This window comes from Caballeronia sp. M23-90, assembly GCF_053574605.1.
The window spans coordinates 1-9,824 of record NZ_JBSIPA010000240.1 but is presented as its reverse complement, the minus strand read 5'-3'; the positions used below and the strand labels follow the sequence as shown (position 1 = coordinate 9,824).

12 protein-coding genes are annotated in these 9,824 nt (G+C 59.3%); 4 read left to right on the top strand and 8 right to left on the bottom strand.

Going from position 1 to position 9,824, the window contains the following annotated elements; all coding sequences use genetic code 11:
• Both ACRXB1_RS21560 and ACRXB1_RS21555 read right to left on the bottom strand, forming a co-directional pair.
• A partial coding sequence (locus ACRXB1_RS21560) for an efflux RND transporter permease subunit (protein WP_449493155.1) occupies positions 1–549 on the bottom strand: 549 nt, incomplete at its 3' end.
• A 371-nt stretch (positions 550–920) separates the two neighbouring features.
• A complete protein-coding gene (locus ACRXB1_RS21555) occupies positions 921–1,142 on the bottom strand; it encodes a hypothetical protein (protein ID WP_449493154.1) in 222 nt (73 codons plus the stop codon).
• Between the two features lie 651 nt (positions 1,143–1,793).
• On the opposite strand from ACRXB1_RS21555, the gene ACRXB1_RS21550 reads away from it, so the two are divergent.
• The 4 genes from ACRXB1_RS21550 (at position 1,794) to ACRXB1_RS21535 (ending at position 5,127) form a co-directional block, all read left to right on the top strand.
• Positions 1,794–3,902, top strand: a complete 2,109-nt coding sequence (locus ACRXB1_RS21550) for an ATP-binding protein (protein ID WP_449493153.1) — start codon at positions 1,794–1,796, stop codon at positions 3,900–3,902.
• Between the two features lie 197 nt (positions 3,903–4,099).
• On the top strand, positions 4,100–4,330 hold the full coding sequence (locus ACRXB1_RS21545; RefSeq protein WP_061998984.1) for a hypothetical protein: 231 nt from the start codon (positions 4,100–4,102) through the stop codon (positions 4,328–4,330).
• Between the two features lie 220 nt (positions 4,331–4,550).
• A complete protein-coding gene (locus ACRXB1_RS21540; RefSeq protein WP_449493152.1) occupies positions 4,551–4,865 on the top strand; it encodes a BrnT family toxin in 315 nt (104 codons plus the stop codon).
• Entirely contained in the window at positions 4,858–5,127 is a 270-nt protein-coding gene (locus tag ACRXB1_RS21535; protein ID WP_236873329.1) for a BrnA antitoxin family protein, read from the top strand. Before ACRXB1_RS21540 ends, ACRXB1_RS21535 begins: the two co-directional genes overlap by 8 nt.
• A gap of 130 nt (positions 5,128–5,257) precedes the next feature.
• Here ACRXB1_RS21535 and rng read toward each other — a convergent pair whose 3' ends face one another.
• The 6 genes from rng to hemF form a co-directional block, all read right to left on the bottom strand.
• On the bottom strand, positions 5,258–6,727 hold the full coding sequence (gene rng / locus ACRXB1_RS21530) for a ribonuclease G (RefSeq protein WP_061998993.1): 1,470 nt from the start codon (positions 6,725–6,727) through the stop codon (positions 5,258–5,260).
• Between the two features lie 8 nt (positions 6,728–6,735).
• Positions 6,736–7,356 carry a Maf family protein gene (locus ACRXB1_RS21525; RefSeq protein WP_082771396.1) on the bottom strand — a complete coding sequence of 207 codons (621 nt, stop codon included), beginning with the start codon at positions 7,354–7,356 and terminating at the stop codon, positions 6,736–6,738.
• A gap of 60 nt (positions 7,357–7,416) precedes the next feature.
• Positions 7,417–7,887: a 23S rRNA (pseudouridine(1915)-N(3))-methyltransferase RlmH gene (gene rlmH, locus ACRXB1_RS21520; RefSeq protein ID WP_449493151.1), complete on the bottom strand. Its 471-nt coding sequence runs from the start codon at positions 7,885–7,887 to the stop codon at positions 7,417–7,419.
• Between the two features lie 66 nt (positions 7,888–7,953).
• A complete protein-coding gene (rsfS, locus tag ACRXB1_RS21515) occupies positions 7,954–8,394 on the bottom strand; it encodes a ribosome silencing factor (protein ID WP_061998996.1) in 441 nt (146 codons plus the stop codon).
• Between the two features lie 4 nt (positions 8,395–8,398).
• Positions 8,399–9,055, bottom strand: coding sequence for a nicotinate-nucleotide adenylyltransferase (locus tag ACRXB1_RS21510; protein WP_372237101.1), 657 nt, complete (start codon positions 9,053–9,055; stop codon positions 8,399–8,401).
• Between the two features lie 103 nt (positions 9,056–9,158).
• A partial coding sequence (hemF, locus tag ACRXB1_RS21505; protein WP_449493150.1) for an oxygen-dependent coproporphyrinogen oxidase occupies positions 9,159–9,824 on the bottom strand: 666 nt, incomplete at its 5' end.

Genomic DNA, 9,824 nt, shown 5'->3' with positions numbered 1-9,824 from the left:
TCCACCACAAAACCCGAAACGCCGTTTTCGATCACTTCCGGCACCGACCCGCGATTGAACGCAATCACCGGCGTCCCCGTAGTCGCTCAGCACCACTGAATCGCGCTTGCCATCGGTGGAGGTGAGCGCCACGAGCATCAGGAAGGTGCCCGTGGACTTGAACACGCTGATGCCTTGCTGGACGACCTGCTGCGGCAGCCGCGATTCGATCTGCTTCATGCGGTTCTGGACATCGACCATGGCGATGTCCGGGTTCGTTCCCGCCGAGAACGTGGCGGCAATCTCGAGTTCGCCGATGCTGTCGCTCGTGGTTTCGTAGTACTGCAGGCCTTCGGCGCCATCGAGACTTTCTTCGATCACGCTCGCGACCGTGTTGTCGACGCTTTCCGGCGCGGCTCCTGGATACATGGCCGAGATCACGATGCGCGGCGGCGTCAGCCGCGGGTATTGCGCGACGGGCAGGAAGGGCGTGACGAGCGCGCCCGCCACGAAAATGGCGAGCGCAACGATCCATGCAAATACCGGACGATCGATAAAGAAAGACGACACGCAGGTCCTGACGATTTAACGGGGTTGATCCGGGCTTTTTTCTGGAAAAGCATCTGCGAGGCGCGGATGCGCAAGCAGCGGAGCCGACGGAAAATCGATCTTAGAAATATAAAAAGACCGTGTCCAGCATTATTAAAAAGGAGGATTGAAACAGGCGCACTTCATATTTATTTAATAATCGCGCCAGTGCGTATTTTCACTTTTTCAAATGCTGGAATATGTGTTTAACGCATTGCCTATTATTAAACCTGATACCAGGTGTGCTGGTTTGACGTTGAGGCCGAGGGCAACGATGTCGCTTGTTGAGTTGGATGTGCGGCTTCCGGCAGGCCTGCCTTCGCAGTTGCCGGAGCGCCAGGAACGTCAATATTTCAGCCACACGTGGACGCCGGTCTTGGATTCGAGTCTTCGAGCATCGAGATGGCCGCGTGTATTTGTCCAACTCGTTTGCGCTGGGCGGGCATGAGCGTCAAGGACAACATCGAGTCCACGCGTTTTCTCCAGTACGACAGAGAAAGCCCGTGACTCGCGGCAATCTTGTTTACCACGCGTTCAAGATGCACGAGATCTTTTTCGATAAGATAGTTATTCAATTTAATTCCCCGGTTGCGCCACAATTCGGTTGCTATTAATGGTGGCCTGTTTGATTCAAGCCGTTTGCTTTTATTGTCTGAGCGTTCTCGTTCAGACCCGCACTGGTCAATGCGATACGTTTCCAGTGCACGAGACGTGCCATGTATTTCGAAGAGAACACGATTGCTGCTACACCCCGTAGCGTCCCCAGCCGGTCACATTCACCGGGCTGTTACGCCGCAGCGTTACGTAACGGCTGCGAAAAGATCGTAACGCGGAGAGGGATGGAGTGGGTCATCGTTGCCGGTTTAGCTGTTTTGGGCGGTGGGACCCAATTAGATTTTACCGGGCCTTTTTCCCGCATTTTTTGTATAGCGCTAATTCGTTTCTACCGATTAAACGGTGAACAGGTTCACAGGTGTAGATGGTGCGGCCTTATAACTACATCCGCCTAATTAATCCCGATATTGTCTCGACCGCATTTGCCAATAGCGACTAGTATCAGTTAAAAGGACGGCGAAAAATAACGCCACCCATCCTGATATATCTCGCGTGGCGGAAGGACACCCGGCGCGAATTCTCAGGAAACAGATTGGCCGGCTCGCCCCGCGTTCGTACGCTTTTTGCGTCGATTGTTCGTGCGATTTGCCGGTTCTCGGAAGGAGCTTCCGATGAATCCTTCAACCCAACCGGGCTCCCTTATTATTTCGTCCTCTGACTCGAAGGCCCTGAATGAGGAATTACAGGCGATCAATGGGGAGCTTCGTTCTACCGGCGAGGGACTCGAAGCAGGTAAGGAAGAGCTTCAGTCGGTCAATGAAGAACTCGTCACGGTGAACATCGCACTGGCCGATACAGTCGCCGAAACCGTCGACGCCAACGACGAGCTGCAAGACCTGATCACCTCCACCGGTATAGCAACGGTGGCCGTCGATCGCGAACTGCGGATCAAACGATACACGCCGCGTGCGGCCGAATTGTTCCGGCTGAGTGCATCGGATATCGGGCGGTCCCTGCTTCATTTCCGCCATGGGCTCGATTATCCCGACATGGCCGCCGACGCCCGCGCCGCGTTCAACGAGTTCAAACTGACCGAACGCGAGATCGGCTCGGATCGGGGCGAATGGTTTATCGCGCGCGTATTGCCGTATCGCAGGGCGGGCGATCACATCGACGGCGCCGTGATCACCCTGATCGACATCACCGTGCGTCGCGCCGCCGAAATCGCCACGCGCAGCAGCGAAGACCGCCTGTGGCTCGCGGCCGTCACCACGGACGACTATGCAATCATCGTGCAGGACATGGATGGTCTCGTAGTCATGTGGAACGGCGGGGCGCAGCGCATTTTCGGCTACCTGGAAAGCGAAGTGCGCGGCAAGCCTATCGATCTCATCTTCCTTCCCGATGACCGCGACGCACACGTGCCGCAGATGGAACGCCAGCGGGCTACCCAGGCCGGGCGCGCAGAAGACGAACGCTGGCATGTGCGCAGCGATGGCGTAGAGGTCTTCTGCAGCGGCGTGACGACGCCCGTCGAATCGGGTTCGTTCCGGGGCTTCGCGAAGATCTCCCGCGATGTCACCGGCAAGACCGGCGTCGAAAGTCCGCAGCAACTCACGCTGGCGCTGGAGCGCGCCATTCGCACACAAGCCGAAGCCGCAAATCGCGTGAAGGACGAGTTCTTTTCTGTCCTGTCGCATGAGTTGAAGAACCCGCTCAACCTGATTCACGTCAAGGCCGAGCTGCTCACGCGCACCCCCGAGGTGCGCGACAACGCGATCGTCCAGGATGCCGCCGACGCCATCCAGCGCGCGGTGGCGGGACAGGCGAAGATCATCGACGACCTGCTGGATTTGTCGCGCGTGCGCACGGGCAAGCTCGCGCTGCGGTTCTCGCCGGTGGACGTGACGTCAATGTTGCGTGCAGTCGTGCAAGCAAGCACGGCGGATGCGGTTTCGGGGGGTATCGATTTATCGATGACAGGCGCCGACGCCGCCATGATGATTTACGCCGACGCCGAACGCGTCGAGCAGATGATCTGGAATCTCGTGCGCAATGCGCTGAAATTCACGCCGCGCGGCGGCCGCGTGCAGTTGGCGATATCGCAGCTTGCGGGTTCCGTGTGCCTTGACGTGACTGACACTGGGCAGGGCATTGCGCCGGACTTTCTGCCACGCATCTTCGAGATGTTCAGTCAGGCCGATGGCGGCGGCCGTCGCGATCGCGGTGGTCTCGGTATCGGGCTGTCGCTCGTAAAGCAGCTTGCAGAGTTGCATGGCGGGCGCATCGAGGCGGAGTCGGCAGGGTTGGGACAGGGCGCGCGCTTCAGGCTGTGGTTGCCGGAGAATGCGCCGTCGCCGCGCGGGGAAGCGCCGCGCGAAGTCGTCGATCCGAGCATCCTGACGGGCCTGCGCGTGCTGCTTGTCGATGATTCCGTCGAAGCGCTCGAAGCGTTTCGCACGTTGCTGGAAATGGAAGGCGCGCATGTGCGGGCTGAGCCGAGCGCGGAGCAGGCGCTCGTGGCCACGACGCAGCAGGAGTTCGACGTGGTGCTTTCGGACATCGGCATGCCGACCATGAACGGCTACGAGATGATCCGGCAGATGCGCAGCACGCCGCGAACCGCGAGAATTCCGGCGCTTGCGCTGACGGGTTTTGGCCGCGAGCAGGACGTGAAAAAAGCGTTGGATGCCGGCTTCGACGGGCATTTGAGCAAGCCGGTTTCGCTGCATGCCCTGGTCGCAGCGATCGACCGGAGTTTGCATAAGTCTTTCAGTTGAGCGATTTTCTGTTTCACCGATAAAAAAATTCCGGACACGATGTGGCGCGGCTGAATCTGGCCGCTGTTTGCGTGCGTATATTCGATCGGTATCGATCGGGGGGCCGTTGATCTTGAACATTTCAAGCGGCCGTATCGATGCCAGTCACAGCTTTTGTCTGCTCCAGAAAACGATGCTATTGAAGATTGGAGAGCGCAATGCACAACGACCTCACCGAATTCGAACTGGACTGGCTGCTCGAACTGGCGATCAACGGAAGCGGGAGGATACCCGCCACGATTGCCGCGCATTTTCGGGAGCTGGGTTACGCCGAACTGATCTTTTCGACGACCTGCGTCACCCGCAAGGGCCGCGAAACATTGATGGCAGGAATGCAGGCCGGAGCGGGGTCGAAGATCAAGGTACGGCCGGGGGTGTTGCTGGATTGAAGTGGGGTGTGCGGCACCCTGGCGGCCGCTACATCAAGCCACTTGGAGGCTCGCTGATCTTTTTCACATCATTGTGGCGAACCCGACGGCGAGGGGAAATGAAGGTGTACATGGCAACCCCCCAACGAAGCTGGCCTCTCGCTCGTCCCGCTACGGAACAAGGACGTGCAGCGTATGGGCGGGACGTGCACGACCCGGGCACTAGCTCAACGCTCTCTATTTGCATTATACGTATTTTGTATATACAATTAGGTTCATACACGTCACCTTCGATCCGAACAAGAATTCCCGAAACATCACCGACCGTGGCCTTTCCTTTGAGCGTGCAGTGGACATTGATTTCGGCACCGCCCTTATAGGCTCCGCCGAGCGGCGCGAGTACGGCGAGGTTCGGTACATTGCGCTTGGCTTCCTTGACGCCCGTTTGCATGTGCTGTGTTTCACTGAAACCGATGATGGGATCCGCGTAATCAGTTTTCGCAAGGCTAATTCGAGAGAGGTAAATCGCTATGACAGCACGCAAACCCATGATTGATGAGCACGGTGAAGTGCGTGAACTCACGACTGACGATCTGAAGACGTTCGAGCGCGGTGAGAACGCGTTGCCGCCTTCTTTGCGCGCGAAAGTTGGGGTGCGTGGCAGCCAGAAGGCTCCGACCAAGGTTCCGCTTTCGCTTCGACTGTCGCCGCAGGTGGTGGCGGCTTTCAAGGAAACCGGAGATGGCTGGCAGACACGGATTGATCTGGTGCTGTCTGAGTGGCTGAAAACGCATTCGCCGAAGGAGTTGACGGTATAGCTGCACCATGCGTTCTCCTACGGATCGAACGCCGTGCTCGCGAGCGCCGGGCTTAGAACAATCTCAGGCTCTTAGTTCGGGCGCGGCTTTCATCGGCGCTCTTTATGCGGTCCTTCTCAGCGTGGCAGGATCACATCAAAACAATGTCGTATTGTTCCTGACTCAAATTCGACTCGACCTGCAACGACACCGGCTTGCCGATAAAGTCCATCAGCATGGCCAGATGCTGCGACTCTTCTTCCAGAAACAGATCGATTACCTGCTGTGACGCCACCACCCGGAACTCGCGCGGGTTGAATTGCCGCGACTCGCGCATGATCTCGCGCAGCACGTCGTAACACACCGTGCGCGGTGTCTTGACCTGGCCTTTTCCATCGCACGTCGGACACGGTTCGCACAGCACATGGGCCAGCGATTCGCGCGTGCGCTTGCGCGTCATCTCGACCAGTCCAAGCTGGGAGAATCCGTTGACCGTCACCCGCGTGCGGTCGCGCGACAACGCCTTCTTCAACTCCCCGAGAACCTGATCGCGATGCTCGACGTTCTCCATATCGATGAAATCGATAATGATGATCCCACCCAGATTCCTGAGCCGCAATTGCCGCGCAATCGTATGGGCGGCTTCGAGATTGGTCTTGAAGATCGTATCGTCGAAATTCCGGGCGCCGACATAACCGCCCGTATTCACGTCGATAGTGGTCATGGCCTCGGTCTGATCGATCATCAGGTATCCGCCCGACTTCAGATCCACGCGGCGGGATAACGCGCGCTGGATCTCCGCTTCGATGTTGTACAGATCGTAAAGCGGGCGCTCGCCCGAATAATGATGCACGCGCGATGCCACCGCCGGCGTGAACTCGGCCGCGAAGTCCGCAAGCATCTGATACGTCTCGCGCGAATCCACTTGAATGCGCGAGGTCTCGTCATTCACGAAATCGCGCAATACGCGCTGTGCCAGATTGAGATCCTGATGCAGCAACGAAGTCGGCGCCACGCGCTGGGCCTGCGCGACGATCGTCGTCCATGTCTTGCGCAAGTATGCGACGTCGGCGGCAAGTTCTTCGCTCGTCGCATCTTCTGCGATCGTGCGGACGATGTATCCGCCTTTTTCATCCACGGGCAGAACCGCCGTGAGACGCGCACGAATCGCCTCGCGCTCGGTCTCGCTCGCGATCTTCTGCGAAATCCCGATATGTGGTTCCTGCGGCAAATAAACCAGCGTACGTCCTGCGATGCTCACTTGAGTCGAAAGCCGCGCGCCCTTGGTACCGATAGGATCCTTCACCACCTGCACCATCAGCGCCTGCCCTTCAAACACGATCTTCTCGATGGGGATATGCGGCGCACTCGAATGCGTCTCGCCGGCAATGCGCGGATGCCAGATATCGGCAACATGGAGGAACGCGGCGCGCTCGAGCCCGATGTCGATAAACGCCGACTGCATGCCCGGCAATACACGCACGACCTTGCCAAGATATACATTACCCACTCGGCCGCGCGACAACGTGCGCTCGACATGAAGCTCCTGCACCGCGCCTTGCTGAACGAGGGCAACGCGGGTTTCCTGCGGTGTGACGTTGATCAGAATTTCTTCGTTCATGGACGGGTTTAAAAGTCGACGCGCGCCACGCGCAGGAGTGCGGCTGTTTCGAAAAGAGGCAGGCCCATGATACCCGAATAGGACCCTTCAATCCGTTCGATAAACGCTGCCGCGCGTCCCTGAACGCCATACGCACCGGCCTTTCCGAGCGGTTCGCCAGTGGCGGCGTAGCGTTGCAGTGCAGCACGGTCGACCGCGGCGAAGCGCACGAGCGAACGCGACAGGACGGGCTGGAGCATCCCGCCTTCGGAATCGACGACGGCGAGCGCCGTCAATACTTCGTGATCACGCCCGGACAGCCGTTCGAGCATTGCGACGGCATGGGCGGCATCGTCCGGTTTGCCCATGATGGCGCCATCGAGCGTGACGGTTGTATCGGCAACAAGGATGGGCGAAGGCGCGTGCTCGCCCTTTACGCGCCGAGCATATGCAGCCTGTGCCTTCGCCGCGCATACGCGCAGGACATAGGCATCGGCGGCTTCGCCGGGAAGCTCGGCTTCGAGCGCTTCGGCGTCTTCATCAGGAAGGGGCAGGAGCAGTTCGCACTTGACGCCGAGTTGCTGCAACAACTCCCGGCGCCTGGGACTTTGCGACGCGAGATAAACAAACGCAAACGTGGTCGATGACATTGAGGCAATCCTCGAAGCGCACGCGTTGGCGGTTCCGCGCCTTCGATGACCCGTTGCCGTTCACGCGCGATGATATGGGTGGTTCTGCGTGATGCTCCACGCACGATAAAGCTGCTCGGCCAGGAGCACGCGGACCATGCCGTGCGGCAGCGTAAGACTCGACACACGCAGTAATACGTCGGCGCGCGCCTTGATGTGCGGATCGAGACCGTCGGCACCGCCGATCACGAAGGCCACGTCGCGGCCATCTTGTTGCCAGTCGGGAAGGGCGCCGGCGAGTTGCATCGTGGTCCAGTCGCGGCCGCGTTCATCGAGCGCGACAAGACGCGCATTTTTCGGCAACGCTGCTTCGATGCGCACACGTTCAGCCGCCATGACGCTCTCGGCGTTACGGCCCGACGAGCGCTGTTCAGGCTTGATCTCGCGCAACTCCACGCGCAGCTCGGGCGGCATGCGTTTCGCATATTCGTCGAAGCCGGTTGCGATCCAGTCGGGCATCTTGTGGCCGACCGCGAGGATATGAAGTTTCATGGCAGCGTGAGGCGCACGAAGCGTCCGCCTTCAGGTAAAGCGGTACGTTCGCACTGAACCTGAAGCTCAGCGACGCGTGGTCTTGCGCGCGGGCTTGGCCGCCGGTTCGTCTTCCTCGTCTTCTTCGTCCGCGGTCACACGCGCGCCGCCGAAACCGCCTGCGCTTTGCAGCTTCACGCGCACGGGTTTGTCGCCCCAGACTTCTTCGAGGTTGTAGTACTGGCGCAGCGCCGGCTGCAGGATATGGACGACGGCGTCACCGCAATCGACCAGCACCCATTCGCCGATTTCCTCGCCCTCGGTGCTGATGACGTCGCCGCCCAGCTCCTTGACCTTTTCGCGCACGCTGTTCGCAAGCGCCTTGGTCTGGCGATTCGACGTGCCGCTCGCCACGATCACACGGTCGAAGAGGGCGGTCAGGTGAGTGGTGTTGAACACCTTGATGTCCTGCGCCTTGACGTCTTCGAGACCGTCGATGATCGCGCGTTGAAGCTTTTGAATTTCCATATTTTTACCGATGGTACAAGTGGTGTTGAACAATATAGTCCCATACGGCGGACGGAACATTACTCTCGGCAGCAATCCCGCCTGCCGCGTGCGTTTTGAGGCGTTCGCCCGACTGCTCGCGGATTTCGGTGGCGGACACTTCGAGCGCCAGCGCCGAGTCGATCAACAAATGCCCGTGCGGCGTGCACCGGAGCACATCCGCGCTCGCGCTGCGGGCCGCGATTTCCTCGGCAACAGCGGGTGAAACCGTCGATACATCGAAACCCGCGCGTGTTTCCACGCATACGTGCGCAAATTCGAACAGGCGTTTCCAGTCGCGCCAAGAATCCAGATGCACGAGCTGGTCGGCGCCAATCAGCAACGCCAGCGACGCATCCTTGCCTTCCCGCTCGCGCCAGCGCGCGAGCGTCTCCACGGTATAGGTCGGGCCATCGTGATCGATTTCGTCGGTCGCGACGGTGATCTTCAAACCGTCGATGTGCAGCGATTGCGCCGCTGCGCGAGTCATTGCGAGCCGGTGATGCGCCGGCGTCACGTCTTTTTTCTGCCACGGTTGGCCTGCCGGCAGAAATACGAGTTCGGTCAGGTCCAGCAACTCGGCGAAACGCCGCGCGAGCGCCATGTGAGCGTTGTGTATCGGGTCGAACGTGCCGCCCAGCAAGCCGACGCGGTGAACGCAAGGAAGATTGGGTTTCAGTGGACGGTCCTCTTTGGGGACGGAATGCAACGGGTACAGCGCCGGTTTCTCATGTTTCCGTGGCTATTTAAACCCACTCTCGCGCGACAAGGAAATCGGAATAAAGCCGCGCTTCGGGCGTGCCGGTTTCCGGTTTCCAGTTGTATCGCCATGAAACGGCCGGTGGCATCGACATCAGGATGGACTCCGTGCGCCCGCCGCTTTGCAGCCCGAACAGCGTGCCCCGGTCGAATACCAGGTTGAATTCAACGTAGCGGCCTCGCCGATAGGCCTGGAATTCCCGCTCGGCTTCGCCATACGGCGTGTTGCGCCTGCGTTCGATGATCGGCACGTAGGCGTTGAGAAAGTTGTCGCCGACGCTGCGCATCATCGCGAACGATTCGTCGAAACCGGGTTCCGAGAAATCGTCGAAAAAAATCCCGCCGATACCGCGCGGCTCGTTGCGATGCTTGAGATAAAAATACTCGTCGCACCATTTCTTGAAACGCGGGTATAAATCCGCGCCGTACGGCACAAGCGCGTCACGGCACACGCCGTGGAAATGCTGCGCGTCTTCCTCATAACCGTAATACGGCGTCAGGTCCATTCCGCCGCCGAACCAGAAGAGCGGCGCCTCGCCGGCTTTCGTGGCGATCAGCAGGCGCACGTTCATATGCACGGTCGGGCAGTGCGGATTGCGCGGATGCATGACCAACGATACGCCCATTACCTCGAAACCGCGGCCGGCCAGTTG